General features: G+C 60.9%; 27 protein-coding genes and 1 pseudogene. 20 read left to right on the forward strand and 8 right to left on the reverse strand.

Translation table 11 applies throughout. The features are described 5' to 3' along the window. The first annotated feature begins 212 nt into the window (after positions 1–212). The 4 genes from pyrH to QM600_RS04885 all read left to right on the forward strand — a co-directional run bounded on the left by pyrH (position 213) and on the right by QM600_RS04885 (position 3,271). Complete coding sequence (gene pyrH, locus QM600_RS04870) at positions 213–941, forward strand: UMP kinase (protein ID WP_243620633.1); 729 nt, start codon at positions 213–215, stop codon at positions 939–941. 70 nt (positions 942–1,011) lie between these two features. After that, positions 1,012–1,569, forward strand: coding sequence for a ribosome recycling factor (gene frr / locus QM600_RS04875; RefSeq protein ID WP_094272308.1), 558 nt, complete (start codon positions 1,012–1,014; stop codon positions 1,567–1,569). 52 nt (positions 1,570–1,621) lie between these two features. Then, positions 1,622–2,518, forward strand: a complete 897-nt coding sequence (locus QM600_RS04880) for a phosphatidate cytidylyltransferase (protein ID WP_283260342.1) — start codon at positions 1,622–1,624, stop codon at positions 2,516–2,518. Between the two features lie 6 nt (positions 2,519–2,524). Continuing rightward, the gene (locus tag QM600_RS04885) at positions 2,525–3,271 is read left to right on the forward strand and encodes a class I SAM-dependent methyltransferase (RefSeq protein ID WP_283260343.1); all 747 of its coding nucleotides are present in this window, start codon (positions 2,525–2,527) and stop codon (positions 3,269–3,271) included. A gap of 80 nt (positions 3,272–3,351) precedes the next feature. Here the strand turns inward: QM600_RS04885 and QM600_RS04890 are convergent, their stop codons facing one another. Further along, positions 3,352–4,194: an HpcH/HpaI aldolase/citrate lyase family protein gene (locus tag QM600_RS04890; protein ID WP_283260344.1), complete on the reverse strand. Its 843-nt coding sequence runs from the start codon at positions 4,192–4,194 to the stop codon at positions 3,352–3,354. A 95-nt stretch (positions 4,195–4,289) separates the two neighbouring features. Beyond that, positions 4,290–4,700, reverse strand: coding sequence for a LapA family protein (locus QM600_RS04895; RefSeq protein WP_283260345.1), 411 nt, complete (start codon positions 4,698–4,700; stop codon positions 4,290–4,292). A gap of 102 nt (positions 4,701–4,802) precedes the next feature. Between QM600_RS04895 and rlmN the strand changes: the two genes are divergently transcribed. Further along, entirely contained in the window at positions 4,803–5,912 is a 1,110-nt protein-coding gene (gene rlmN, locus QM600_RS04900) for a dual-specificity RNA methyltransferase RlmN (protein WP_283260346.1), read from the forward strand. An 82-nt stretch (positions 5,913–5,994) separates the two neighbouring features. Here the strand turns inward: rlmN and QM600_RS04905 are convergent, their stop codons facing one another. Beyond that, entirely contained in the window at positions 5,995–6,264 is a 270-nt protein-coding gene (locus QM600_RS04905; protein ID WP_283260347.1) for a DUF2631 domain-containing protein, read from the reverse strand. Positions 6,265–6,384: 120 nt separating this feature from the next. Here QM600_RS04905 and dxr point away from each other — a divergent pair, with 120 nt between their 5' ends. The 5 genes from dxr to QM600_RS04930 all read left to right on the forward strand — a co-directional run bounded on the left by dxr (position 6,385) and on the right by QM600_RS04930 (position 12,810). After that, a complete protein-coding gene (dxr, locus tag QM600_RS04910) occupies positions 6,385–7,542 on the forward strand; it encodes a 1-deoxy-D-xylulose-5-phosphate reductoisomerase (RefSeq protein WP_283260348.1) in 1,158 nt (385 codons plus the stop codon). A 6-nt stretch (positions 7,543–7,548) separates the two neighbouring features. Further along, a complete protein-coding gene (locus tag QM600_RS04915) occupies positions 7,549–8,772 on the forward strand; it encodes a M50 family metallopeptidase (protein ID WP_283260349.1) in 1,224 nt (407 codons plus the stop codon). A 74-nt stretch (positions 8,773–8,846) separates the two neighbouring features. Continuing rightward, on the forward strand, positions 8,847–10,004 hold the full coding sequence (ispG, locus tag QM600_RS04920; protein WP_283260444.1) for a flavodoxin-dependent (E)-4-hydroxy-3-methylbut-2-enyl-diphosphate synthase: 1,158 nt from the start codon (positions 8,847–8,849) through the stop codon (positions 10,002–10,004). Between the two features lie 106 nt (positions 10,005–10,110). Beyond that, positions 10,111–10,947: a GNAT family N-acetyltransferase gene (locus tag QM600_RS04925; protein ID WP_283260350.1), complete on the forward strand. Its 837-nt coding sequence runs from the start codon at positions 10,111–10,113 to the stop codon at positions 10,945–10,947. Between the two features lie 48 nt (positions 10,948–10,995). Further along, positions 10,996–12,810: a penicillin-binding transpeptidase domain-containing protein gene (locus tag QM600_RS04930; protein WP_283260351.1), complete on the forward strand. Its 1,815-nt coding sequence runs from the start codon at positions 10,996–10,998 to the stop codon at positions 12,808–12,810. Positions 12,811–12,814: 4 nt separating this feature from the next. Here QM600_RS04930 and QM600_RS04935 read toward each other — a convergent pair whose 3' ends face one another. Next, positions 12,815–13,627, reverse strand: a complete 813-nt coding sequence (locus QM600_RS04935) for a LuxR C-terminal-related transcriptional regulator (RefSeq protein WP_283260445.1) — start codon at positions 13,625–13,627, stop codon at positions 12,815–12,817. Between the two features lie 174 nt (positions 13,628–13,801). Between QM600_RS04935 and QM600_RS04940 the strand changes: the two genes are divergently transcribed. Beyond that, a complete protein-coding gene (locus tag QM600_RS04940) occupies positions 13,802–15,424 on the forward strand; it encodes an AMP-binding protein (RefSeq protein ID WP_283260352.1) in 1,623 nt (540 codons plus the stop codon). A 5-nt stretch (positions 15,425–15,429) separates the two neighbouring features. Here QM600_RS04940 and QM600_RS04945 read toward each other — a convergent pair. Then, positions 15,430–15,636: pseudogene (locus QM600_RS04945) on the reverse strand (ABC transporter permease); the annotation flags it as partial. Here QM600_RS04945 and QM600_RS04950 point away from each other — a divergent pair. The 4 genes from QM600_RS04950 (at position 15,587) to QM600_RS04965 (ending at position 19,099) form a co-directional block, all read left to right on the forward strand. After that, positions 15,587–15,859, forward strand: coding sequence for a hypothetical protein (locus QM600_RS04950; protein WP_283260353.1), 273 nt, complete (start codon positions 15,587–15,589; stop codon positions 15,857–15,859). The pseudogene QM600_RS04945 and the gene QM600_RS04950 overlap by 50 nt on opposite strands. A 116-nt stretch (positions 15,860–15,975) precedes the next feature. After that, positions 15,976–16,695: a transglutaminase-like domain-containing protein gene (locus tag QM600_RS04955; RefSeq protein WP_283260354.1), complete on the forward strand. Its 720-nt coding sequence runs from the start codon at positions 15,976–15,978 to the stop codon at positions 16,693–16,695. A gap of 29 nt (positions 16,696–16,724) precedes the next feature. Then, positions 16,725–17,582, forward strand: a complete 858-nt coding sequence (map, locus tag QM600_RS04960; RefSeq protein ID WP_283260355.1) for a type I methionyl aminopeptidase — start codon at positions 16,725–16,727, stop codon at positions 17,580–17,582. A 2-nt stretch (positions 17,583–17,584) separates the two neighbouring features. Further along, positions 17,585–19,099: a cobyric acid synthase gene (locus QM600_RS04965; RefSeq protein ID WP_283260446.1), complete on the forward strand. Its 1,515-nt coding sequence runs from the start codon at positions 17,585–17,587 to the stop codon at positions 19,097–19,099. A 26-nt stretch (positions 19,100–19,125) separates the two neighbouring features. Here the strand turns inward: QM600_RS04965 and QM600_RS04970 are convergent, their stop codons facing one another. From QM600_RS04970 to QM600_RS04980, 3 genes are all read right to left on the reverse strand, one after another. Next, positions 19,126–20,049: a hypothetical protein gene (locus QM600_RS04970; protein ID WP_283260356.1), complete on the reverse strand. Its 924-nt coding sequence runs from the start codon at positions 20,047–20,049 to the stop codon at positions 19,126–19,128. Further along, complete coding sequence (locus QM600_RS04975; protein WP_283260357.1) at positions 20,049–20,915, reverse strand: PhzF family phenazine biosynthesis protein; 867 nt, start codon at positions 20,913–20,915, stop codon at positions 20,049–20,051. Before QM600_RS04975 ends, QM600_RS04970 begins: the two co-directional genes overlap by 1 nt. Before the next feature lie 709 nt (positions 20,916–21,624). Then, positions 21,625–22,212, reverse strand: coding sequence for a hypothetical protein (locus QM600_RS04980; RefSeq protein ID WP_283260358.1), 588 nt, complete (start codon positions 22,210–22,212; stop codon positions 21,625–21,627). Positions 22,213–22,594: 382 nt separating this feature from the next. On the opposite strand from QM600_RS04980, the gene QM600_RS04985 reads away from it, so the two are divergent. From QM600_RS04985 to QM600_RS05005, 5 genes are all read left to right on the forward strand, one after another. After that, complete coding sequence (locus QM600_RS04985) at positions 22,595–23,029, forward strand: hypothetical protein (RefSeq protein WP_283260359.1); 435 nt, start codon at positions 22,595–22,597, stop codon at positions 23,027–23,029. Positions 23,030–23,137: 108 nt separating this feature from the next. Continuing rightward, entirely contained in the window at positions 23,138–23,581 is a 444-nt protein-coding gene (locus QM600_RS04990; RefSeq protein ID WP_283260360.1) for a PPOX class F420-dependent oxidoreductase, read from the forward strand. Positions 23,582–23,669: 88 nt separating this feature from the next. Next, positions 23,670–24,287: a TetR/AcrR family transcriptional regulator gene (locus QM600_RS04995; protein WP_283260361.1), complete on the forward strand. Its 618-nt coding sequence runs from the start codon at positions 23,670–23,672 to the stop codon at positions 24,285–24,287. After that, the gene (locus QM600_RS05000; RefSeq protein ID WP_283260362.1) at positions 24,284–24,604 is read left to right on the forward strand and encodes a hypothetical protein; all 321 of its coding nucleotides are present in this window, start codon (positions 24,284–24,286) and stop codon (positions 24,602–24,604) included. The genes QM600_RS04995 and QM600_RS05000 overlap by 4 nt, the downstream gene beginning before the upstream one ends. Further along, on the forward strand, positions 24,601–25,416 hold the full coding sequence (locus QM600_RS05005; RefSeq protein ID WP_283260363.1) for an enoyl-CoA hydratase/isomerase family protein: 816 nt from the start codon (positions 24,601–24,603) through the stop codon (positions 25,414–25,416). Before QM600_RS05000 ends, QM600_RS05005 begins: the two co-directional genes overlap by 4 nt.

Here is a 25,416-nt window from a genome sequence, read left to right on the forward strand (position 1 = left end):
CCGGAGCCCGTACACATGGACCCCGCCAGAAGAGCATCGCTCATCCGGCGGGGTCTACGTGTACCTGTGGCCTCCGATGAGGCAGGATAAGAGTGCCTTCGGGACGCGTCTCGAAAGATCGTCCCGAAGATTTGTGAATCGCCGGTACCAATTCGGCGATTGAATAAGGAATTAAGGACCCCACCGGGTCTTGTATCGAACTGAGGAGAACAATGTCCGAACCAGCCAACGAACGTCCAGGATTCAAGCGGGTCCTGCTCAAACTCGGCGGCGAAATGTTCGGAGGCGGCAAGGTCGGACTCGACCCCGATGTGGTCACCAAGGTGGCTGAGCAGATCGCGGAGGTCGTCCGATCGGGCGTGCAGGTAGCAGTAGTCATCGGCGGCGGAAACTTCTTCCGCGGCGCCGAGCTGCAGCAGCGTGGTCTCGACCGCGCGCGTTCCGACTACATGGGCATGCTCGGCACGGTCATGAACTGCCTGGCTCTGCAGGATTTCCTGGAGAAGGAAGGCGTCGACACCCGCGTGCAGACTGCCATCACGATGGGTCAGGTCGCGGAGCCGTATCTGCCACTTCGTGCACGCCGGCACCTGGAGAAGGGTCGCGTTGTCATCTTCGGCGCAGGCATGGGAATGCCCTACTTCTCTACGGACACCACAGCGGCGCAGCGCGCACTGGAGATCGGTGCCGAGGTCGTCTTGATGGCGAAGGGCGTCGACGGAATCTTCACTGCCGATCCGCGTCTCGATCCGACCGCGACGATGTACACGCAGATCACGCACCGCGAGGTCATCGAACGTGAACTCAAGGTTGCCGACGCCACGGCATTCAGCCTGTGCATGGACAATTCGATGCCGATCATGGTGTTCAACCTTCTGATCGAGGGAAACATCGCACGTGCCGTGTCCGGTGAGAAGATCGGAACACTGGTCAAGTCGTGACCGACACCCACAATTCGTTCGACAATTCGATCCTGAACGACATGAAGCAGACCGACATGGAGGAACAGCCGTGATTGATGAAGCGCTCTTCGAGGCCGAAGAAAAGATGGAAAAGGCTGTCGCGGTGGCCAAGGACGATCTCGGCTCGGTTCGTACCGGACGCGCAAACCCCGGCATGTTTTCTCGCATCGTGATCGACTACTACGGCTCGATCACGCCGATCACGCAGCTCGCGAGCATCAATGTGCCCGAGGCTCGCATGGTGATCGTGAAGCCGTACGAGGCTTCGCAGCTCAATGCCATCGAGACCGCAATCCGTAACTCGGATCTCGGTGTGAACCCGTCCAACGACGGCAGCATCATCCGGATTTCGGTTCCGCAGCTCACCGAAGAACGTCGTCGTGAACTTGCCAAGCAGGCCAAGTCCAAGGGCGAAGATTCCAAGGTCACGCTCCGCAACATCCGTCGCAAGGCGATGGACGAGCTCAGCCGGATCCAGAAGGACGGCGACGCCGGCGAGGACGAGGTCGGACGTGCAGAGAAGGAACTCGACAAGACCACAGCTAAGTACGTGCACGTTGTCGAGGAGCTCGTCAAGCACAAGGAAGCGGAATTGATGGAGGTCTAATCCTCCTCGCGTTCCACGTGTTTGTTTGTCGGGAGTAGATCAGGGAGTTTGGGTGCACGCACAAGAGGGAACCGCCGGCGGTCCCGTCACGGACGGGCCGACGGGGGGCGCTGTTGGCGCGCAGCCGCCTACGTCGAAGGCCGGCAGGAATCTTCCTGCCGCCATCGGCGTCGGACTTGGTCTCGGAGCCTTGGTCATCGGGACCTTGGTTTTCTTGCCGCCCGGCTGGATAGCCGTTGTTGCCATCGCAATGTTCATCGCGACGTGGGAAGTCGCTACGCGTCTGCGTGAAGCTGATATCGAGGTTCCGCGGATCCCGTTGTTGGTCGGCGGCCAGGCAACGATCTGGTTGGGTTGGCCATGGGGTCCTGCCGGTGTGATCAGCGCGTTCACAGCCACAGTGTTGGTGTGCATGGTGTGGCGACTGTTCGACCACGGACTGAAAGCAACCCCGAAGAACTTCCTGCGCGACACATCGATCTCGGTGTTCGTACTGGCGTGGATTCCACTGTTGGCGTCGTTCGGTGCTCTGATGGTGCTCGAAGACGACGGCCCCGGGCGAGTCGCAGTCCTCATGATCGGTGTGGTGTGTTCCGACGTCGGTGGTTACGCCGCCGGCGTGCTGTTCGGTAAGCATCCGATGGTTCCCGCGGTCAGCCCGAAGAAGTCTTGGGAAGGCTTTGCCGGTTCGATGATCTTCTGTGTGATCGGCAGCTTGCTGACGGTGACGCTGATCCTCGACGCGAACTCGATGATCGGTGTTCTACTCGGAGTTGTTCTCGTCGTTGTAGCTACCTTGGGTGACCTCATCGAGTCGCAGGTCAAGCGTGAACTCGGAATCAAGGACATGGGCACCCTCCTGCCGGGCCACGGCGGAATCATGGACCGGTTGGATTCGCTTCTCCCGTCAGCGTTTGTCACATGGCTGATCTTGTACGCACTCGTCTGATCTCTCGTGCGTGAGTTGTTCTCGGGCCGGGCCAAGCCGATTCCCAGTCCGAACATCTTGCCCAGTCCCAACATCTGGCACTGGCCGGACGTGTACGAGGTCGAAAATCGAGCGCAGGACGTCGACGGCGCCGTCTGGGCAGCAATGCGGGCTGCTGTGGATTGGACTGACCGTGACGTCGTCGACATCGGTTGTGGTGCAGGCTTTCACCTTCCGGAATTTGCCCGCGACGCGCGTCGCGTCGTCGGAGTGGAACCGCACCCACCCCTTGTGAAGTTGGCGCGTGATCGAACTCGCGCTTCTGTCTTGATCGATGTGGTCGAAGGTTCCGCCGAGTCGACGGGAATCGACGAATCTTCGGTCGATCTTGTTCACGCCCGTACTGCCTACTTCTTCGGCAAGGGATGTGGCGCGGGAATCCGTGAGGCAATGCGCATTCTTCGGCCGGGTGGTGCGCTGATGATCGTGGATCTCGACGTCAGTGCGTCGCCGTACGGCGATTGGATGCGCGCCGACCTCCCCAAGTACGACGCGGCCGCTGTTGAATCGTTCTTCGCGGCTCAAGGTTTTTCCCTCGCCCGCGTGGATACCCGGTGGGAGTTCGCGACTCGGGACGATCTGCGTCGGGTTCTGGGTATCGAGTTCACCGAGAAGACTTCGGAGCGTGCGTTCGCGCAGGTCTCCGGACTGGCATTTCCCGTTCGCTATCGCGTGCACGTCCGATTGAAGCCGCGGTCGTTGGAAATCATCTGACGTGCCGGAATCTCACGTCAGGCGCTCCCGAAAGTCTGAGCGCCTGACGCCTTCTGCACCGATTCAGAACCCGAGAAAAATTAGCGCTGATTCGTGATGTGGAACAGGGTGGCAAGCTTGTGGATCTTCTTTGCCTTTGCGAGTCTCGGCAGGTCACTGCCGTCGCGTACCCGTGATCCGTCTTCGCCGAGGTCGTCGATGACGTCCTGCGCCCAGACTGCGTCGGCGATGGACGGGCTCAGTCCGGCATTGACAGGGGCGGTTTGCGCCGTGGTCATACACAGCTTGCCCGCCATACCGAGCGAGAGGGTGATTGCGCAGTCACGCGCGAGCAGATCTTGATCCGTACCCAACGTGGGGCCGTCGATCGGTGCGGCGATGCGGGCTGCGCGACTAGCAATGGTCAGGCGCGAGCGTGGGTACGACATCGAGGTGGGGGAGTCGTCCATCCCGGTGTCGCGTCGGAAGTCTCCGCTGCCGAATGCCAAGCGGAAGGTTCCGTCGGTGCGTGCGATTTCCGGTGCGGCTTCGAGTCCGACAGCCGATTCGACGAGTGCCAGGATCTTGGTGCCCGCGGGGAGTCGCTCGGCGGTGGCGTCGACCTGCTGGCCGCTCTCGGTCTTTGCGAGCATGACGCCTTCGAGTCCGGGCAGTCCGGCCAGTGCGGCGAGGTCTTCTTCCCAGAACGGGGTGGTCGCGTCGTTGATGCGCACCCACGCACGGTTGTGTGCGCTCAGGAAATCGACGACGTCTTTTCGGGCGGCAGGCTTGTCGGGCGGGGTGACTGCATCCTCGAGATCGAGGATGACGGCGTCGGCCGCGCTGGCAAGGGCGGCGTCGAAGGTGTTCGGTTTGGATGCAGGGACCAGTAGCCACGATCTTGCCTGTTCAGGAGCAATTCGTAAGGTCACAGGTCTCTCCATGTGAGTAGTCACATCAGGGCCTTTCCGGTGATTTCCACGACACCAATGATGCCTGGTGAGCAAGGGTTCAGGCCAATTGCGTAACTAGATTTCAGTCACAGTTGACGCTTCGCTGCGCGTCGAATCTGAACGATGCGTATACCGCCGGCCAACGCCATTATCAGTGCCCCGGCAATCGCCGAGAGCAAGATCGTGATGCCGAGCGGAAAATCTATCTGCCACGCCAAGATCTTGACCGAAACGCTCTCCAGATTCTGCAGGATGAACACCAGCAGAAGGATCAGCACGATCGCACCTATAACCAGGCCAACCCAGGTAGTGGCTGCGCGGGTGCGGTCGGTGACGGCGTTTCCGGGCGGCGTCGGGGAGGGCGGGGCAACAGGTTCAGGATCGTGCTTTTCGACGGCCGTCATATCGTCTGTCTCGGGTAGTTCCGGGTCGGATCCGAATCCGTCGGTAGGACCGTATACGGGGGCGTTCGACGGATCTTCGGGTGTGCTGGACATGAGTCGATCATCACGCAATAGCGGTGAACATGCACGCCCTACGGGCTCAGAAGCGGGCCGCGGTGGGGGTGAACGTCAAAACAATGGGAGAATGGTGTAACTATGGCTGCCTCTCTTCCCCTCGTCTTCAATGCACCCAAGCGTGGAATGCCTCCTCGGCACCTCGCCGACCTCGATTCTGCAGAGCGCAAAGAAGCGGTGAAAGAGCTGGGTCTGCCCGCCTTTCGGGCCGATCAGTTGGCTCGGCAGTACTACGCCAGGCTCGAAGCCGATCCCGAGAAAATGACCGACCTTCCGGCGTCGGTGCGGGAAAAGGTCGGGGAGTCGCTGTTCCCGAAATTGCTGACGCCGATCAAGCATCTCTCGTGTGATGCCGGAGACACTCGCAAGACCCTGTGGAAGGCGCACGACGGCACGCTGCTCGAGAGCGTCCTCATGCGTTACCCGGAACGGGCGACTTTGTGCATCTCGAGCCAAGCCGGTTGCGGAATGGCTTGCCCGTTCTGCGCAACCGGTCAGGCCGGCCTCGATCGGAACCTTTCCACGGCTGAGATCGTCGACCAGGTTCGTGACGCGGCCGCCGCGATGCGCGACGGCGAGATCGCCGGTGGACCGGGCCGACTCTCCAACGTCGTGTTCATGGGCATGGGAGAGCCGCTGGCCAACTACAAGCGTGTGGTTGCTGCCGTGCGTCGCATCACGTCACCGGCGCCCGACGGACTCGGACTCTCGCAGCGATCCGTCACCGTCTCGACGGTCGGTTTGGCTCCGGCAATCCGCAAGTTGGCCGACGAGGGCCTGAGCGTCACGCTCGCCGTGTCCTTGCACACGCCTGACGACGAACTTCGCGACACCTTGGTCCCGGTGAATAACCGTTGGTCGGTGGCCGAGGTTTTGTCAGCCGCACGTTACTACGCCGATCAGACTGGCCGGCGCGTGTCGATCGAGTACGCGATGATCAAGGAAGTCAACGATCAGCCGTGGCGCGCAGACATGCTCGGCAAGAAACTGAAGAAGGCACTGGGTGGCCTTGTTCACGTCAACCTCATTCCGCTCAACCCCACCCCGGGTAGCGAATGGGACGCCAGCCCCAAGGATGTCGAGCGCGAGTTCGTGCGCCGCGTCATCGCCCAGGGTGTTTCCTGCACAGTTCGCGATACACGTGGCCAGGAAATCGCTGCCGCTTGTGGTCAGTTGGCTGCCGAAAACTAAGAGCTCCAACACAAAAGACCTCCACGAACACTTGGTTCGTGGAGGTCTTTTGCTTGTCTGTCTCTATCGCGTGCGTCTGTCTCTATCGCGGGTGGCGACGGAGAATCATGTCGCGGATCAAGATGATCGCCATCAATCCGGCCGTACCGATCAGCCACAGGTCTTCGACCTTGCCGCTGTGATTGCCGATCATCATCAGGAGAAGGAATACCGTGAAGAACCATCCGGCAATACGCATCGCCTTGAGGCTTTCACCACTCCACCCCCATGCGGCTGAGGGGACCTCGGCCTCATCGACGTGCGAGACCACGACGGGGGCGCTGGACTTGACGTCCAACTGGGTATCGGCCACGGTCGATCCTCCTGCTCATTCGGTTTAACTACTGCCCAATATCGTGACATACGACCGGCCGTCGTACGTAGTTGGGCGTCGATAAGGTTGTTCTCAGGTCTTATCAGGAACAATGGACGAGTGCAGGAAACCAGACCCACCCGCGTCCTTCTCCTCGGCAGTACCGGTTCCATCGGTACTCAGGCCTTGGAAGTCATCGCCGCTAACCCCGAACGGTTCGAAGTGGTCGGTCTGGCTGCCGGCGGGAACAACATCGAGTTGTTGGCCCAGCAGATCGAAGCGACGGGGGTCAGTGACGTCGCCGTGGCCAATCCGGACGCAGCGGCGTCGCTCGATTCGGTAACGGCTCGTTCCGGCCCCGGCGCTGCAGCGGAGTTGGTACGCGAGAGCGGAGCCGACGTCGTTCTCAACGCCCTGGTTGGGTCGCTGGGACTGGAACCGACCTTGGCTGCTCTCGCGTCGGGTGCACGGTTGGCCCTCGCCAACAAGGAATCGTTGGTCGCCGGCGGCGCGCTGGTTACCAAGGCCGCGGCACCCGGTCAGATAGTGCCCGTCGACTCCGAACACTCGGCGCTGGCACAGTGCCTGCGCGGCGGTACGGCCGACGAAGTGGCGCGGTTGGTTCTCACTGCTTCGGGTGGGCCGTTCCGCGGCTGGACAGCGCAGGCTCTGGAGTCGGTGACGCCTGAGCAAGCCGGCGCTCATCCCACCTGGTCGATGGGTCCGATGAACACTCTCAACTCGGCAACCCTGGTCAACAAGGGGCTGGAGTTAATCGAGACGAATCTGCTGTTCGGTATCGACTACGACCGGATCGACGTCACGGTCCATCCGCAGTCGATCGTCCATTCCATGGTCACGTTCTTCGACGGTTCGACTTTGGCTCAGGCGAGTCCGCCGGACATGAAGCTCCCGATCGCCCTCGCATTGGGTTGGCCCGATCGAATTGCCGGCGCCGCTGCGGCATGCGACTTCACGAAAGCGTCGACGTGGGATTTCGAGCCGCTCGACGAAACGGTCTTTCCGGCTGTCGAGTTGGCCCGTAGCGCCGGCAAGGCCGGCGGCTGCTTCACGGCAATCTACAACGCCGCCAACGAGATTGCTGCGCAGGCATTTCTCGATGGCGTCATTACTTTCCCGACCATTGTTCGCACAGTGTCCGCTGTTCTCGATGAAGCGGGCGAGTGGTCGGCGGAACCGACTACGGTGGACGACGTTCTGGCCGCAGACGGCTGGGCACGCACGCGAGCGCGTCAGCTCGTGAAGCAGGAGGGCTAGAGCTTCGTGGTTTTCGCATTTGGCGTAGTGCTGTTTGCCCTCGGTATCGGCGTGTCCATCGCCCTGCACGAGGCCGGCCACATGTGGACGGCCAAGGCGCTGGGTATGAAGGTCCGCCGCTACTACATCGGCTTCGGTCCCAAGATCTTCTCCTTCCGTCGTGGTGAGACCGAATACGGTCTCAAGGCGCTTCCTCTCGGTGGTTTCTGCGACATCGCGGGTATGACGGCGCTCGACGAGATGACGCCCGAAGAAGAGCCGCACGCCATGTACAAGAAGGCGGCGTGGAAGCGCGTCGTCGTCATGTCGGGTGGCATCGCGATGAACTTCATTCTCGGGCTGCTCCTGATCTACGCCTTGCTACTCGGCTGGGGCGCGACCACTACGGCTCCCGCTCCGGCAGTTGTCGAGAAGCTTTCGTGTGTCGCTCCCACCCAGTACGGCCAGGACAAGAACTGGGATCTGGCGCCCTGTGAGGGCGGTGGCCCAGCCGAAGCTGCTGGAATTCTGCCGGGAGATCGCATCACCGCCGTGAACGGAAAGCCTGTCGACACGTTCAAGGAGGTGTCCGCCGCGATCCGCGATACGACGGGCACGGTTGATCTCACCGTCGAGCGCGGCGGCCAGACACTGCAGTTCCCGGTAGCGGTCACTTCTGCCGAGCGATATGTCACGGTACCGGGCAGCACGACGCCCGAACTCACCAAGGTCAGTGCGGTCGGAATCGTCGGAGTCACACCCGAGCCGGAGCGGTACAACGCGCTGACGGCTGTGCCCGCAGCGTTCGATTTCACCGGCGAGATCATGGTCGATTCGGTAAAGGCACTCGCCGACATTCCGTCGAAGGTCGGGGCTTTGTGGGAGTCCGTCACTGGCGGTGAACGAGCGCTGGACACTCCGATCAGTGTGGTCGGAGCCAGTGTCATCGGCGGTGAGGCCGCTGAACGTGCTGCGTGGCCGCAATTTGTCATGCTCCTCGCATCGATCAACTTCTTCCTCGGCGTGTTCAACATCCTCCCGCTGCTGCCCCTCGACGGTGGTCACATTGCAGTCGTGTTCTACGAACGGATTCGGGACTGGTTCCGTGCGCGTCGCGGTCTGATCGCCGGTGGTCCGGTCGATTACACAAAACTTTTGCCGATCACCTACGTCTTCATCGTCATTGGCGGCGCGTTCATGTTGCTGACATTGACGGCAGACATCGTCAACCCCATCAAGATCTTCGGATAGCGTCGACCAGTGCAATCGTCCGCGAGTGACACCCCGGCTAAACTTGCAGTGAAGCTATGAAAGTAGGCACAGACGTGACCATCCCTATCGGTTTGGGAATGCCCTCGGCACCCGCAGCGATTCTCGCTCCGCGACGCAAGACCCGACAGTTGATGGTCGGCAATGTCGGTGTCGGAAGTGATTTCCCGGTCTCGGTGCAGTCGATGACTACAACCAAGACGCACGACATCAATGCGACACTTCAGCAGATCGCAGAGCTGACTGCCTCGGGTTGTGACATCGTCCGAGTTGCCTGCCCCCGGCAGGAAGACGCCGACGCGCTGTCGATCATCGCCAAGAAGAGCCAGATCCCGGTTATCGCGGATATTCATTTCCAGCCGCGATACATTTTCGCTGCCATTGATGCCGGTTGCGCCGCTGTCCGCGTCAACCCGGGCAACATCAAGGAATTCGACGGCCGCGTCAAAGAAGTAGCCAAGGCTGCCGGCGATGCGGGCATCCCGATTCGTATCGGCGTCAATGCAGGTTCTCTGGATCCGCGGTTGATGGAGAAGTACGGCAAGGCGACGCCGGAAGCACTGGTCGAGTCTGCGTTGTGGGAAGCCGGCCTGTTCGAAGAGCACGGTTTCGGCGACATCAAGATCTCCGTCAAGCACAACGACCCGGTCATCATGGTTGAGGCGTACCGCCAGCTCGCTGCAAAATGCGACTACCCGTTGCACCTCGGCGTCACCGAGGCCGGTCCGGCGTTCCAGGGCACCATCAAGTCCGCAGTCGCCTTCGGCGCATTGCTCGCCGAAGGAATCGGCGACACCATCCGTGTCTCCCTTTCGGCTCCGCCCGCCGAAGAAATCAAGGTCGGAAACCAGATTCTGCAGTCATTGAACTTGCGTCCGCGCAAGCTCGAGATTGTGTCCTGCCCGTCGTGTGGGCGGGCGCAGGTCGACGTCTACACCTTGGCCGACCAGGTCTCCGCCGGTCTCGAAGGCATGGAGATCCCGCTGCGCGTCGCAGTCATGGGTTGCGTCGTCAACGGGCCCGGTGAAGCACGTGAAGCCGATCTCGGAGTCGCGTCGGGCAACGGTAAGGGTCAGATCTTCGTGAAGGGCAAGGTCATCAAGACTGTGCCCGAAGCGATGATCGTCGAGACCCTCATCGAAGAGGCGATGAAGATCGCCGAAAGCATGGAAGGTGATTCGTCGGAGGGTGCTCCGGTCGTCACTGTCAGTTGAGTAACACCGGGTAGAAACCTCCCCACAAATAGTAGGTTCGTGGCAATCTGAGTGCACTACAAGTCCAGTGACGAATGGACGCACCCGTGAGCGGAGGGGTTGGTCGATGCTGAAACTCCTTGGAGCCAGGCAGATCGGGAGTCGGGATCTCGACGATGTACGTCGTGTCCTCGACGCCGATCCGATTGCCTCCTGCATGATCGCCTCGCGGGTCGAGGAATTCGGCGTCGACCCGCGCATGATCCACGGTGAACTGTGGAGTCGCGGTGGCCCGTCGTCGTCGCTCTGTTTCGCCGGCGCAAATCTGGTACCGCTACGTGGGGAACTCGACGACATACGTGCGTTCGCCGACCGCGCCTGCCGGATCCCGCGAATGTGCTCGTCGCTGGTTGGTAGGGCCGAACTGGCATTGCCGCTGTGGGAGATGCTGGAACTGGACTGGGGGAGCGCGCGGGAGGTTCGCGCGGAGCAGCCGCTGATGGCTGTTTCCGAGCCGTTGGCGTGCGCGCCCAATCCGTCCGTCCGTCAGGTTCGCTCGGATGAGCTCGACATCTATCTGCCGGCTGCTGTGTCGATGTTCATCGAAGAGGTCGGTATCGACCCGCGGGCCAACGACGGTGGACGCGGATATCGGCATCGTGTGGCCAGCCTGATCGCGGCTGGGCGGGCCTGGGCCCATATCGAGGACGGGCAGGTCGTTTTCAAAGCTGAGGTGGGTTCGGTGTCGTCGCGGTGCGGTCAGATCCAAGGGGTGTGGGTCAATCCGGAATTCCGTGGTCAGGGGCACGGGATCACGGGAACTGCTGCCGTGGCCGAGTCCATCATGGCGAGCGGTCGCATTGCGAGTCTGTACGTCAACAGCTTCAACACAATCGCGCGCTCTACCTATTCGCGGGTGGGCTTCCGTCAGGTTGCGACGTTCGCGACTGTTCTCCTCGATTGAGTCGTGCCTGCGCTTTGCCGAGTGGGCCTCGACCTAGTATGGGATCCGATGAATACTCGGTCGTTCTCCCGTAGTCGTCCCGCGCAATTTCTGGCGTCCTGCACTGTCGTATTCCTGGCGGTGGGGATCACCTCATGCACCCCGAAGCCTTCGGGGCCGGAACCCGTCGCACAGCAGTTTCTGAGTGCGTTCGGTGATCGCGACATCGAGGAAGCTGCCTCGATGACGGATCGTCCTGATTCCGCGGGAGCGGTCATGAGCGATACCTGGGACGCACTGCAGGCCGATTCCATGACTGCGGAAACGACGTCGGTCAAGATGAACGGTGATACCGCGACGGTCGGCTACACCTACGTGTGGAACCTCCCGAAAGATCGTGTTTGGACGTACGACGGTGAAATTCAGATGGGTCGCAAGGACGGAAATTGGTCTGTCCGTTGGAGTTCTACCGACGTGCATCCCCGTCTCGGCGACAAGCAGACCATGTCTCTGCGATCGAAAGCCGCGCCGCGGGCTCGGGTCAACGAGCATTCGGGAACCGATGTCCTGGTTCCGGGAATCGTGTACCGGGTCAAGTTCGATCGGTCGAAGAGTGCAGACGTCATCGGTGCGGCAAATACCTTGGCCGCGACATTGGTTCGATTCGACTCGTCTCTGACCGGTCAGTCGATTGCCGAGTCATCCACCGCGGTCAAGGGCGACTACCTGGTGACACGTTTGCGCAGTGACGATTACGAAGCGGTGTCGGCGCAATTGGCTGGAATCCCCGGTGTGACCGTGTCCGACGAATCGGATCTGGTTTCCACGGATCCGGAATTTGCGCCAGATCTGTTGGGGCAGATCAAGAAAACCATTATCGACGAGGTCGACGGCAAAGCCGGCTGGAGCGTCGTCACGGTCAATCAGAACGGCGTTGACACCGATGTGCTGACGGAGACTGCACCGCAACCGGTTCCGTCGTTCACGATTAGTCTCGACCGCAACATTCAGCTAGCGGCTCAGCGGGCCGTGGCTGTCAGTGCGGATCAGGCGATGATGGTGGTCATCGAGCCTTCGACGGGCGCAATTCTCGCGGTGGCTCAGAACAAGGCCGCCGATCGTGATGGTCCGGTTGCCACGATGGGCCTCTACCCGCCGGGTTCCACGTTCAAGATCGTGACTGCCGGCGCTGCGATTTCCGGCGGTCAGGCGACGCCCGAGACTATGGTGCCGTGCCCGGGCCGCATCGAGATCGGGCAGCGCAGTGTGCCCAACTACAACGAATTCTCCCTGGGCACAGTGCCGATGGCGACTGCGTTTGCGCGTTCGTGCAATACGTCGTTCGCAAAGTTGGCCAGCGAAATGACTCCCGATGCCTTGACCACCGCAGCCTCGCAGTTCGGTATCGGACCGGAATACAACGTGGTGGGATTGCCGACGGAGTCGGGTTCGGTACCGCCGGCACCGGATCTGGTGCAGCGCACCGAAGACGGCTTCGGGCAGGGCTTGGTTGTAGTGAGTCCGTTCGGAATGGCGTTGGCTGCGGCGACGGTTGCCCAGGGGTCCACGCCGGTGCCACACCTGATTTCGGGTCGAGAAACCACCGTCGACGGTGACCGTCCATTGATCAGTGCGGAGATGGTCGACGGCTTGCGCGGAATGATGCGCCTGGTGGTGACCAGCGGTACCGCTGAGCGCGTCAAGGATCAGGGTGAGGTGTATGGCAAAACTGGTGAGGCCGAGGTCGACGGCGGCTCCCACGCCTGGTTCGTCGGCTACCGCGGGGACTTGGCTTTTGCGACTCTTGTTGTGCGGGGCGGAAGTTCGGACAATGCAGTGGGTGTGACGCGAGATATGTTGGCGGCTCTTCCCGAAGGCTACTGACGGCTCAGGGCAGTAGTCCCAGTTTTCTTGCCGTCACGACGGCTTCGTGCCGTGAGTGTGCGTCGAGTTTGCTCATTGCGCTTCTCAGATAGCTCTTGACGGTCTCCGCGCTGACGGAAAGTCGTCCCGCTGTTTCAAGGTTGGTGCATCCGAGCGCGACCTGTGACAGGACGTCGACCTCGCGTGGTGTGAGCGTCACGGTGTTTTCGGGGTCGATGCCCGTGGGGCTCAGGAGAAGTGCCAGCCGTTGGGACAGTCCCCGAAGTTTGATCTGCAGGTCGGAATCGGTGACAGTGTTTGCAACGCTGCGTAGTTCGGCGTGTACGTCACGAATCTCTTCGGTGGACATTCCGTCGCCGGTAGTGGCGGATGCGGCGTGCAGGAGTTGGAGTCGTCTGTCGACTTCGTCGCGGATCGCCAACTCCGTGCCCAGGCGCCGCGACGCGGACACCATGATGTCGGCAGTTCGGTTGCCGATCGGGGCGAAGTCTCGGATTGCGGCATAGAGCACCGCGCGCGATTTACCCGCCACCATGACCGGGACAGCGAGGATGGAATGAAGTCCTTCGCTCAGTACCGGTCGGTCGAAATGATGGGTGATCGATTGAGAATTGCCGTAGTCGTTGACTGCGAACGGCGAGCGTTGGGCGACGACGCGTCCGCCCATGCCCGATCGCGGCGGGATAGCGAGACCTTTGAGGTTGTTGGTGCGGGTGCCCACGAACTCGGTCAGGTGCAAAGTTTCGTCCTGCACTTCGCCGCCGAAGAGTACTGGAACTACTCCCTGAGCTGCGATTGATCGAAGTTCGCTTCGCATGGCGTCCCCGTCGCGGGGGCGTAGAAGGTGTGATGCAAGTCTGGACACGCCGTACCCCTTTCCGGGGGTAGTGAAGTTTCCTTGTGAGCTGGATCATAGGTGCAAGGCAGTACGTATGACGAGTCGGTCGTCGAACCCGCCGCCCAACCATACGACCATCAAAGGAGCACGTCGATGAGCACCGATCCCACCGCACGGGTGCGTGAGCTGTTGGAACAGTACGACACCCCTGGCGCCAGCGTCGCAGAACTCCTCTGCGACCGGCACCCTGCGGCCGGTGTTGCGTTCACCGTCATCGAGGCGGACCTCAGTTCGGTAGACCTGACTTACGGTTACCTCCGAGAACAGTCGTCGCGCTTTGCGGCGGCGCTCGCGGATCTCGGGGTGGAGCCAGGCGACAACGTTGCGACGCTCATGGGCAAGTCTGCTGATCTTGTGGTGGCGCTACTCGGAATCTGGCGTCGTGGCGCAGTCCACGTGCCGTTGTTCACAGCTTTTGCCGCTCCGGCGATCGCCTTCCGGTTGACGGCCAGTGGCGCGAAGGTTGTTGTTTCCGACGCAAATCAGCTGGATAAGCTCACGCCGGGCGAAGACATTCCGGCCGACTCGTCCTGGCGCGTGATTGTTGCCGGCGGCGCAGCAGGCGACGAGTTGGACTTCGACGCACTGGTTGCGGCGCAGGATGGCGACGACCCCCGCGGTGTTGCGCAGGCTGTCGGTGGCGACGCCCCGATGGTTCAACTGTTCACCAGCGGTACGACGGGAACTCCCAAGGGCGTGCCGGTACCTGTTCGCGCACTTGCGTCGTTCCAGGCCTACCAGGAGTTCGGTCTCGACGTCCGTGAGGACGACGTGTTCTGGAATGCTGCAGACCCGGGCTGGGCATACGGGTTGTACTACGCCTTGCTCGGCCCGCTGGTGGCCGGAACTCGCAGTTTGCTCCTGCACGCTGGGTTCTCGGCACCACTGACGTGGCAGATCATCGAGAAGTTCGGCGTCACCAATTTTGCTGCCGCGCCGACGGTCTACCGCAGTTTGCGTGCGGACAAGGCGCCGGTTCCCGACGGAGTCTCGCTGCGTCGGGCATCGTCGGCGGGAGAGCCTCTGACGCCGGATGTTGTTGCGTGGTCGAAGGGTTCATTGGGCGTCGAGGTGCGCGATCACTACGGTCAGACCGAGCACGGCATGTTCATCGTCAATGCGTGGGCCGACGAAATTCGTGAGGATGTACGGCCGGGCTCGATGGGTCGTCCGCTGCCGGGTTGGTCCGCTGCTGTGCTGGAAGATGATTCGGACGACGTGGCGCCCGCTCGCACTCCGGGACGGGTGGCGATCGATACCCACAACAGTCCGCTGATGTGGTTCACCGGATACGTCGACGCTCCCGAGAAGACGAAGCAGCGTTTCACCGAGGATGGTCGTTACTACATCACCGGTGATGCCGGAATGACGGATGAGGACGGATTCTTCTACTTCTCCTCCCGCGACGACGACGTGATCATCATGGCCGGCTACCGCATCGGGCCCTTCGACGTCGAGAGTGTGCTGGTCATGCACGAGCATGTTGTCGAGGCCGCTGTCGTCGGTATGCCGGACCAATTGCGTGGCGAAGTTCTCGAAGCGTTTGTCGTTCTGCGCGAAGGTGTTGACGGCAACGATGATCTGGAGAAGGAACTGCAGACTCTGGTGAAGAAGAAGTTTGCCGCCCACGCCTATCCTCGGACGGTGCACTTTGTTCCGAGTCTGCCCAAGACGCCCAGTGGCAAGGTTCAGCGGTACATCTTGCGTAAGCGATAGCAGGTTCAGCGTCGGCGGATCCTGCCGACCACCCTGAGGGCGCTAAGGGTGAGGGCCAGCAGCAGGGTGGTATTTGCTGCGGCAAGAAATACCTGGCCGCGGTCGGTGAGTCCGAAGATGCTGACCGGCAATGTCTTCCATGTTGCCGGGTAGACCATGACGGTGGCGCCGAGCTCGCCCATCGACAGTGCGATCGAGTTACGTGAAGCAGATCAGCAGGACCTCCACATGCCCAACCTGCCGGTCAATCCGCCGGCGGAAGTTGGCGATCCCGAAGTGTGGGCCGGCCGAGAACGGGCGCGGCTCATCGAGGAGAACAGAGACCTCGGCTTGATCGACGTGGAACTCGAAGGATGGTTCCCGTTCACCACTGTGCTGGTGACCTTCCAACTCTCGGTCGACCAGCATTGTGGCGAGGTGCTTCCACCTTACTGAGTTCCGTACACCTGGACATCATGGAAACCGGCGGCGTCCGACGCTTGAGGTCGCGATCGCACGACGCTTTCGGTCGAGTCTGGGTGTGATGCCCGATGCGCGGTTACTGTGCAGGTATGACCTGTGCCGTGATTTCCGGACTTAGAGGCGGCGACGCGACCAGTCGTGACGCCGAGGGCGGAGTCTTCGCGTCGGTGATTCTCGATTGGGGTCACCCGAGCGTCGAACAGTTTTATGCCGATATCACGCACGAGGCGATGTCGGAGCCGGAGTTTCTCGTGGCGGCTCACCGTGTGATCCAACAGAGAATTCGCGCTGTCTACGCACTCGACGACACCCAGCCGGTTTCGGTCACTCTCGGGCGGGGACGTGGCTCGTGCAGTCAGCGTCTTGCTGTTCTCGAGGCATTGGCACGCCGTCACGGGATTGCGACTCGGGTGACCGGGCTGATCCTGCGTGGCGAGTTCTGGTACCCACGATTTCGCAGATTGCATGCGTTCATCCCCGAGTACGTATTGCTGGCCTGGCCGGAGTTCCTGATCGACGGCAATTGGTGTGACGTATCTGAGGTGCTGGTGGAACCGACCGAGACCACGTCGTTCGAGCCGTTCGCCAATGCCGGAGCCGAGACCCTGTTCGACGCACTCTCGCGGGCTCCGATCAGGTGGACCGAAGCGAGCTCGTGCGATTGCCTGGACTTCTCCGAGTTCGTCGACGAGGAGCTGGGTACCTTCGATTCTCGCGACGCGCTTTTCGCGGAATTCGGCCAGACGATGTCTGCTCCGATCAGGGCAGTCATCGATCCCGTCTTCCGGAATTGGAGTGCGTCCGGCTAGCTCGAGGGTCGAGGTCTAGGCTGTTCTGCATGTCTGTGCGCACACCGTTGGTCCCCGGAACCGTCTCACCTGTACTTGCCGTGCCCTCCAAGATCGAGCGGCCCGAGTACGCGTGGAGGCCGACCGCCAAGGAAGGCAACGAGCCGTGGATCCAGACTCCGGAGACCATCGAGGCGATGCGTATTGCCAGCAAGATCGCTGCGCAGGCGCTGCACGAGGCCGGTAAAGCGGTTGCTCCCGGTGTTACCACGGACGAGCTTGATCGCATCGCTCACGAGTACATGATCGACCACGGCGCCTACCCGTCGACGTTGGGCTACAAGAGCTTTCCCAAGTCTTGCTGCACTTCCCTCAACGAGGTGATTTGCCACGGAATCCCCGATTCCACCGTCATTCAGGACGGTGACATCGTCAATATCGACGTCACCGCGTATATCGGTGGCGTTCACGGCGACACCAATGCAACGTTCCTCGCCGGGGATGTATCCGAGGAGCATCGACTGCTCGTCGAGCGCACCCACGAAGCTACGATGCGGGCGATCAAGGCAGTCAAGCCGGGGCGCGCACTCAACGTCATCGGCCGCGTCATCGAGTCGTACGCTCACCGTTTCGGCTACGGCGTCGTCCGCGACTTCACCGGCCACGGCATCGGTGAGACCTTCCACAACGGCCTCGTGATCCTGCATTACGACGAGCCCACGGTCGAGACCATCATCGAGCCCGGCATGGTCTTCACCATCGAACCGATGATCAACCTCGGCGGCATTGACTACGAGATCTGGGAAGACGACTGGACTGTCGTCACCAAGGACCGCAAGTGGACGGCTCAGTTCGAACACACCTTGGTTGTCACCGACACCGGTGCCGAGATCCTGACCCTGCCTTGACCCTGCGTGGTGCCCTGCTCGTAGCGGGCACGACGTCGGATGCCGGTAAGAGCGTGCTTGTGGCCGGTCTCTGCCGGATGCTGGCACGCCGCGGTGTTCGTGTCGCGCCGTTCAAGGCGCAGAACATGTCCAACAACTCCGTCGTCACCCTGGACGGCGGCGAAATCGGTCGTGCTCAGGCACTTCAAGCACGGGCCTGTGGACTCGAGCCGAGTGTGCGTTTCAATCCCGTGCTGCTCAAACCGGGAAGTGATCGCACGTCGCAGCTGGTGGTGCGCGGCAAAGCGATGACGACGGTCGGTGCTCGTGACTACATGCAGCATCGGGCGTGGTTGCGCGGCGTCGTCGCGGAAGATCTGGCGTCGTTGCGCGAGGACTTCGACGTCGTGATCTGTGAGGGCGCTGGTTCTCCAGCCGAGATCAACTTGCGGGCAACGGATCTCGCAAATATGGGGTTGGCCGAGGCGGCGCAGATTCCGGTGATCGTGGTCGGTGACATTGACCGTGGGGGAGTCCTTGCGCATCTCTTCGGGACTGTCGCGGTGCTGTCGGAAAGTGACCAAGCCTTGATCGCCGGGTTTGTGATCAACAAGTTTCGCGGTGACGTCGGACTGCTGGAACCGGGCCTCGAGCAACTGCGCGAGTTGACTGGGCGTCCAACGCTGGGTGTCATTCCCTTCGCCGAAGATCTGTGGCTCGACGCCGAGGACTCCTTGGGCGTGACCGGCAATGCTCCGGTGGGTCGACCCAGGCCGCCAGTCGGATCGTCGTGGCTGACCGTTGCCGCAATCCGATTGCCTCGCATCTCCAACTCGACAGATGTAGAAGCGCTGGCTTGTGAACCGGGCGTTGCGGTTTCGTGGATCACTGATTCCTCGCGGGTTCGTGATGCGGACCTCGTTGTCATCCCGGGCAGCAAGTCCACCGTGAGTGATCTCGAATGGTTGCGTAGTACCGGACTGGCCGACGAGATCATTGCCCGAGCCGGTCGAGGGCAGCCGATTCTCGGTATTTGTGGCGGCTACCAGATGCTGGGCAAGACGATCGTCGACGACGTGGAATCGGGATCCGGCACCACGCCCGGTCTCGGCTTGTTGAATCTCGATATCGAGTTCGCTGCGGACAAGGTGCTCGCCCAGGTAGACGGGCACGCCGATGGTATTGCAGTGTCCGGGTACGAGATTCATCATGGACGGGTGGTTCGCAACGGGGACTCGCCGTTGCTGCATAACTCTGACGGTTCTCCGGAAGGAAGTATTCGAGGGTCGGTTCGCGGGACTCACTGGCACGGGCTTCTCGAAAGCGACGAGTTCCGACGGATGCTGTTGACGGATCTCGCCGGCGACGGATTTGTTGTTGCCGAGAATATTTCGGTCGCTGAGGTCCGTGAACAGCAACTCGACCTCCTGGCCGACCTCGTCGAGAAATATGTCGATCAGGATGCGCTCGACAAACTGATCGGTGGGGGAGTGCCGAAGGGCTTGCCCGTCATCAGTTCTCGCGTCGGAGTCGGCTAACCGGACTGTTCTCGACCGACGTTCGGTTACGTGAGCGTACTCAGTAGCAGTGGTGTCGAAGTCAGGGGCATGAATCTGTCGATCAGGACCCGCTGGCAACCGTCCATTTCGACCACGGCGGTCTTCTCCACGTCGACGCCGTCTGCGCCTCGGACCTCTATCGACAGCGCAGAAACACGGGATGCGGGTAGCGAGCATTCGGACGCTGGTTCCAGAAGCGCAATCCCGCGCAGCAATACAACGTCATGCGCCCGGGTCGATTCGACGAACGAAACTTCGGACCCGTCGATGCTGTAGTGGCAGATCGAGCGAGCTGTGACCGACAAGGCGTCGGCGTCCATGGGTGTCAATCCAGGTGTCGGCAGCGACACATCAAGTTCACAGCCGGTGTATCCGTGTAAGCCGCTGGCCGAGAGGGTGACTGGCCGCGCGGTTCGGCTCGACTCCGTGAGCGCGCGTACCTCGCCGAGTCCATCGGGGATGTTGTACCCACACTCATCCTCCGGATACGAGGCACGCATTCCTCGACCCTTGTCGTCGATCAACCATAGATCCGGCAGTGACGCTTCCGAAGAAAATGGGCAGATCCGCGTTGTGTTGTCGAGTACCTTGGACGGAGCCTTCAGCGCCTCGAGTGCCGCAGTCGGATTGCCAGTCCATCGGACCTCGTAGAACGTTGCAGTCGGTCCTTCTGCTACGACTGAATCTGCCTGCAGCTCACAAGTAATCGCTGACACGGGATGGAAGTTGACAGGTACCGCGCCCGGCCTCGGGCTGAGGTTGCTGACCCGGTCCGTCAACGCGACCGCTTCGGGGGTGAACGGCACAGCGCACTCGGCGGCCTCGACAATCTCGGCCGGTGTGCGGACTGGACACCTTTCAGGGATTGTGGACGTGCAGCCAGCCACGGCAAACAGAGACGCTACCGAGGCGATGGCCAGAAGTCTCATCAGTCGTCCTCACTGATCGGGACTGCCGTGCCCGTCACCGCGATGCCGCCTTGCATCGGAATATCGACCAGCAGGATGCTCGGCCTACCGACATTCCGGCCCTGGTGAATGGTGATGCGGCGGGGAGTGTTTGCGGGATCGAGAGCACGAAGATACCCACCCGTCGAGGCTGCCGCGGATCCTGTAGCCGGATCTTCGGTGATGTCGCCGGCAGGGAAAACGTTCCGGGCTTCGAAGGTGTTGTCGTCCAATCGATGCAGGAATGTCACGGTTCCGGGCCAGCCTTGCGCATCCATCAGTGCGCGCATTGTGGAGGGGTTGAAGGTGAACTTGTCGAACGTCGACCGGTCCCGAAGCACCACGACGGGATGGGTGTTGCCGGCATAGGACAGTCGGGGAGGGAAGTCGGTGTCGATGGCCGAGGAGTCGAGACCGACGAGTCCCAGTAGGGCGGTGAGTACGGCGTGATCGATATCCGTCACCGACGGTTCGACGCTGGTGAAAGTGGCACGGATGCCTGATTCGTCGACCTGGGTCGTGATCGGCACGGGCCCGACGGAAGTCTCGAACACGAAGGTGCCGGCGCCGTCGCGTTCGGTGAGTGCCACGGCGGTGGCGATGGTGGCGTGACCGCAGAACGGGATCTCCGAAATGGGGGAGAAGTATCGAATTATGCTGTGCTGCTGGTTCTCTGCAGACCCTGGTTCGGTGATGAAGGCGGTTTCCGGATATCCGATGTGGGTCGCGATTGCCTGCAACTCTTCATCGTCGATTCCGCGGGCATCCAAAAGGATTCCTGCTGGATTGCCGCCGGCGGGATCGGAACTGAATGCCGTGTAGCGAAGGATGTCGGGTGCGAGGGCCATGGATCTATTCTTCACTGCGGAAATGCGGTGAGTGAAGGACCGGATTCTCGGAACTGGACTGCCCGACGCCGTGACTTTCGGAATTGATTTGTAGGTCACGCATCGACTATTTCGGCCCCTTGAGGTGCAGGACATCAGAAATCCCTATATACCCAGCCTTGGGTTCATTTGGAAGGCTGATTGGCAAAAGGCCCATGCTTTCCCGGCGTTCGTTAACCGAGAAAACCTACTGTGCTAATTGCGGCTTAACCTGCACGTCGGGGAACTGTGCGCGAAACTCCTCAATAATTTCGTAGACCTCGTCATACCAATCGAGGACATTTATCCCGGGACGCCAACGCGGCCGCGATGCGAAACCATCGATCTCCTCCACGAAAAACTTTTGAAAGCGGTCAGTCCTCGCGAGTATCTTCTCTCCCAGGGTATCGTCAATCCCAATTTGGCCGGGGAGAACGTACGGCTGCCTCGGCTGGCTGATTCTTACCAGTTCTTTCGAAGGCCAGAGAGAACTGGGATGGCCATAGTCAGGGTAGAGGCTAATGACAAGGCCGTCCGTGCCTCATATTTTCATTCTGACTACTTGAGTCTTCGCGAAACTGCCTGGGCACCTGTACTTTTGAGTATCTCGATTCAACTGTTGAGCCGTTCAATCCTTATATGCACGCTCCGTACGGAGGTGCCTCCTACCGGCCTGTTGCGTGGCCACTACTTACGGAAACGCGTACCAGTTGTCAGCAACCAGGCTATAACGACCGAATTGGTCCGGGTTCGGGGTGCAGTTCGCCGTGTATATCCACCCGGCATTGAGTACGACGCTCTGCTCGAGGTCGGCGAAATACACGCAGTTGTCCTCTCGGATATAGACGTGGAACTCGAGTCCGTCGATCACGGTTCTTCGGCCGGTATATGGTGTCTGGTTCTGCTGCATCGAGTCTGCGAGTTGTTCCATCTCACCCCGAGCCCGGTCGAAGGCGCCCTCCGTCGGCATCGGCACCAGCACAAACACAAAGGCTGTCGACGCCACGACCAGTGGGGCAAGCCCGATCTTCCACGACAACTGCTGTTCACGTTGCCAGTAACCGTAGGACCGGAAGATCCAGAGTGCGCCGACAACCGTCAACCCTAGAAGAGCTATCCCGACCGTTGCAGCTTCGAGGAGGATAACTGCGGGACGGGAGTATCGCCACCAGTCGTAGCGCACTCCAGCAAGCAGGGCTAGGAACGGGACTGCGGCGAGAGCGAAGCCGAGTCCAGGCGGACGTGCTCTGAGAAGCTTGTTGTCACGGTGGCCTCTCATTCTTCGCACATTGTCAGAGTAGCCGCGGGATTCGGCAATGATTCCCGAAGTGCTTTTTCAGATCGCAGTCTGTCAGCCCGGACAGTGACGTTGTTCTATTCGTCCACCATTTCAGCCCGATTGTTGGGTGCCGTAGGGAGTCGGGAGACATTTGATGTGGTGGCGTGTCGTTGTACTCAGATGTGAACGGTTGGCAGATCGTCCGGGAAGAATAAGCGGATGAGCCTGAGCGTGTGCACCGACATATCGGCGTCCGATTGGTTGGTTGGGCAGGATATGCCCGTGGTACCAACTCGCCGCGAAGGGTCCGGTCGGGTTTCCGGCCTATGCAAGGCTCCGGTTCCTTCCTGACACCCCTTTCGAGGGCCAGAAGACAACCGATGTGGGCTTTGCAGACAGTTGGTACGAGGACAATGCCGAGCAATTCGCAATTGTCCTGGAATTGCTGTCCCGCTACACCTCCACACCCGACGACTGCTTCTTCTGCTTGTGGGACGGCTGGGGATGTGAGGTCATCGGCGATGACGTTCCGATGGTGAAGATCCTCAACCGTGACTACTGGCTGTTCCGCGGTGCATTCACGGATTGGGGTGACTGGGGCCGCGATGCCCAGTTCAGTCCCCGCGGTGCGTCTGGCGCTGACCCGGCGTTCATCTGGCCGTCGGATCACGCGTGGTGTGTCGCAAATGATGTCGATCCTGACTTCGCAGTGATCGGAGGGCCGGCCGAGGCGATCCAACTTCTCATCGCAGATCCGCGGATCGATGCGGTAACCGTTGCCCCGTACACCGCCACCGATCCCGACCGCTACTACTGAATGTCGGTGGATGGCAAGGGAAATCCTTCGGTGCAAACGTGCGAGTCGTTCCGGGATTAGCAGCCCGACGTCAGGAACAACGTAAGCGCCACCGTCGTTGACCGAACTATGACTGACCACGCAGAAATCCGGGACACGTTGCTCGAGCTTGTTGCCAAAGGGAAACAGGGCGTCTTGGCGACGATCAAACACGATGGCCGACCTCAACTGTCCAACATCATTTATCTGTGGGACGCAGAGTCGCGAACTGCATCGGTGTCGATTACGGCGGACCGCGCGAAGAGCAAAAATGCAGCCCGGGACCCGCGCGTATCGCTGCATGTCAGCGCACCTGATTTCTGGAGCTATGCAGTGATCGAAGGGTTGGCAGAACTGACATCCGTGGCTGCGGATCCACACGACGAGGTTGTCGATGCGCTGGTCGAGTTGTACCGCGACATCAGTGGCCGGGAGCATCCCGATTGGGAGGATTACCGCCGTGCCATGGTCGCCGAGCGTCGCCAGATTCTGAGCCTGCGCGCGGAGCACGTCTACGGCGCGCCGGGGAAGTAAGCGAACGAGCAGTGAACACATTCGGACTCGTCGTGCGTTTGGTTGCAAATTTCCATTTGATAATAACGTTACGGTTTACTATGTAATTGTGAATTCCGAGATCCAACCCCGACCTGGACGTCCTCGTGACCTGAGCAAGGATCAGGCAGTGCTCGTGGCAGCACGTCGACTCCTGGCAGATGTCGGCTACCAACAGACAACGATTGCGGCGATCGCGCGGATGGCCGGTGTGAACACGCCTGCTATTTATCGCCGGTGGCCTACGCGGGAGGCTTTGATCGAGGAAGCCGTGCATGGCACGGGCGGACACCCCCTGCCTGATGAATCCGGCGACCTCCGGACGGACCTTGGCCTCTGGGTGCGTGTCTTCCTCGTTCGTGCTGCACGTCCGGCTGCGCGTGCCGGTGTTCCGGGTCTACTTGCTGATTCGCAAAGCCACGAGGCCCGTCAACGACTACTGGTGATCGGCGCGCCGGTCCGTACGGCCTTCCAAGGTCTGTTCGAAGGTGCCGTAGCGCGAGGCGAAATCCCGGCCGGCGTAGACGCAATGTTCCTGTTCGACTTGATGTCCGGTGCAACGACAATGCGTGGGTTGACCAGAGGTACCGAGGACGAGGACGGCTTTGTCGATTCGCTTGCGGGTTCCCTGTTCGTGTTGGCTGCGCACGCCACCGAGACGCGTGAAATGAAAGCGGTGGACAAGTGAAGGTCGACCTTCAGTTGAACGGCCGGCCCGAGGACGGGGCAGCACGGGCGAAAGAACTTGTCGCCCTGGGATCAGACGGCCTTCACGTTCGAGGGAGCGCACGACGTGGGAATCGCGAATTCGACTCGATGAGGGACCTGATTGATCGCGACATGATGAACGCCATTGCGGTGGTGGGAACTCCCGAAGAATGTGCAGCGAAGATCATCGCGCGATTCGGCGACCACGCCGATCGTGTGTGCTGCTATTTCCCGGGCTATCCGGTGGTGGATGAACATATCGCGGAGATGATTTCGGCGCTCGAGGCGGATCAATGACAACTGGGCTGTCGGTGGAAGTGGACAGTGGTGTCGCCGTCATTACCCTCGATCGTCCGCAGCAGCGCAATGCGTTCACCGGGGCAATGGGTCGGGCGCTGGGAGCGGCTTACCGCGCCCTCGACGACGACGATGCGGTTCGCGCGATCGTGCTGACCGGTGCACCTCCGGCGTTTTGCGCGGGCGCAGATCTCGGTGGCGGTGGTGACACCTTCGATGCACCTGTGGGCGAGGGATTTTCGGCCTCACCGGTAAATCCACCGGCTTTCGATCTACGTAAGCCCGTCATTGCCGCAGTGAACGGACATGCGATCGGAATCGGTCTGACCATTGCGATGCAAGCCGATATCCGGATTTTTGCCGAAGACGCAAAATATGCGATACCGCAGGTTCGTCTGGGTGTGTTGCCCGACGCCATGGCACATTGGACAGTTCCGCACATCGCAGGGATGGCTGCCGCGGCAGATATCTTGTTGACGGGTCGCACATTCGACGGAGCCGAGGCGCTCCGTCTGGGGTTGGCGAGCCGCTGCCTACCGGCGGACGAAGTGTTGCCTGCCGCGTTGGAAATCGCGCGTGACATTGCAGTGAACGTTGCGCCGATGTCGGTGGCGATGTCCAAACGGCTCTTGTGGCAGAGCGCGCAGCGCGGATACGGGCCGGGGCAAGTGGCAGACCTCGAAACGGAACTCCACCTGCGGGTGATGGGTAAGCCGGACGCCGTCGAAGGAGTTCGAGCGTTCATGGAACAGCGTGATCCCCAATGGGTTTCGAAACTGTCCGAGGAATGGCAGGAGGTTGCGCCGGAATGA

The sequence above is a fragment of the Rhodococcus sp. IEGM 1379 genome, assembly GCF_030056815.1.
In the GTDB taxonomy this organism is placed as follows: Bacteria; Actinomycetota; Actinomycetes; order Mycobacteriales; family Mycobacteriaceae; genus Rhodococcus_F.

Coding starts and splice junctions, on each gene's coding strand:
- pyrH (WP_243620633.1), top strand. CDS start 213: ATGTCCGAACCAGCCAACGAACGTCCAGGATTCAAGCGGGTCCTGCTC.
- QM600_RS04930 (WP_283260351.1), top strand. CDS start 10,996: ATGAATACTCGGTCGTTCTCCCGTAGTCGTCCCGCGCAATTTCTGGCG.
- QM600_RS04990 (WP_283260360.1), top strand. CDS start 23,138: ATGACTGACCACGCAGAAATCCGGGACACGTTGCTCGAGCTTGTTGCC.
- QM600_RS04970 (WP_283260356.1), bottom strand. CDS start 20,049: ATGAGACTTCTGGCCATCGCCTCGGTAGCGTCTCTGTTTGCCGTGGCT.
- QM600_RS04925 (WP_283260350.1), top strand. CDS start 10,111: ATGCTGAAACTCCTTGGAGCCAGGCAGATCGGGAGTCGGGATCTCGAC.
- QM600_RS04975 (WP_283260357.1), bottom strand. CDS start 20,915: ATGGCCCTCGCACCCGACATCCTTCGCTACACGGCATTCAGTTCCGAT.
- QM600_RS04980 (WP_283260358.1), bottom strand. CDS start 22,212: ATGAGAGGCCACCGTGACAACAAGCTTCTCAGAGCACGTCCGCCTGGA.
- QM600_RS04935 (WP_283260445.1), bottom strand. CDS start 13,627: ATGCGAAGCGAACTTCGATCAATCGCAGCTCAGGGAGTAGTTCCAGTA.
- QM600_RS04955 (WP_283260354.1), top strand. CDS start 15,976: ATGACCTGTGCCGTGATTTCCGGACTTAGAGGCGGCGACGCGACCAGT.
- rlmN (WP_283260346.1), top strand. CDS start 4,803: ATGGCTGCCTCTCTTCCCCTCGTCTTCAATGCACCCAAGCGTGGAATG.
- QM600_RS04940 (WP_283260352.1), top strand. CDS start 13,802: ATGAGCACCGATCCCACCGCACGGGTGCGTGAGCTGTTGGAACAGTAC.
- QM600_RS04890 (WP_283260344.1), bottom strand. CDS start 4,194: ATGGAGAGACCTGTGACCTTACGAATTGCTCCTGAACAGGCAAGATCG.
- map (WP_283260355.1), top strand. CDS start 16,725: ATGTCTGTGCGCACACCGTTGGTCCCCGGAACCGTCTCACCTGTACTT.
- QM600_RS05005 (WP_283260363.1), top strand. CDS start 24,601: ATGACAACTGGGCTGTCGGTGGAAGTGGACAGTGGTGTCGCCGTCATT.
- QM600_RS04895 (WP_283260345.1), bottom strand. CDS start 4,700: ATGTCCAGCACACCCGAAGATCCGTCGAACGCCCCCGTATACGGTCCT.